This is a genomic window from Fictibacillus iocasae (genome assembly GCF_042665465.1).
GTDB classification, from domain to species: domain Bacteria; phylum Bacillota; class Bacilli; order Bacillales; family Fictibacillaceae; genus Fictibacillus; species Fictibacillus iocasae.
Window position 1 is genome coordinate 1 of record NZ_JBHTCP010000022.1, and the last position, 590, is coordinate 590.

General features: G+C 42.4%; 1 protein-coding gene. It reads left to right on the forward strand.

Annotation, left to right across the window (positions count from 1 at the left end; translation table 11 throughout):
- Positions 1-534 (forward strand): IS66 family transposase (locus ACFQPF_RS11360; RefSeq protein WP_379749722.1); only part of this gene is annotated, 534 nt, incomplete at its 5' end.
- Positions 535-590 lie beyond the last annotated feature (56 nt).

Here is a 590-nt window from a genome sequence, read left to right on the forward strand (position 1 = left end):
GAGCCAACCATTGCCGAACAAGCTCTTCATAAAATCGGTATGCTTTATCGAATTGAAAAGAAAATCAGCTCCGCTAGTTTCTCGGAGCGACTTCAGGTACGTCAGGAGCAAAGTAAACCTTTGGTGGAGGCTTTTTTCACATGGCTCAAAGCCACCAAGCCGAAGGTATTACCAAAAAGCAAACTAGGTGAAGCGATTCAATACACCTTGAATCAACGGAAAAAACTTGAGGTTCCGTTCCAAGATGGCCGACTGGATCTAGACAATAACTTGGCTGAAAGAAGCATCAAGCCATTTGTGATTGGCCGTAAAAACTGGTTGTTTTCTAACTCATCAAAAGGGGCGAAGTCCAGTGCCCTTATCTATAGTTTGTTGGAAACAGCGAAAGAAAATAACCTGAACATCTTTGAGTATTTTATCCATGTGTTTGAAACAATGCCAAACACCGAGATGACATCCAATCAATTAGAGAAACTCATGCCCTGGTCAACTGAGTTGCCAACATCATGTTATTTAGCCAACAAATCGGAATAGCCACAGTATAAAGGAACCGCACCCTCAACATAAGGTGCGGTTCTTTTGACGCTTAC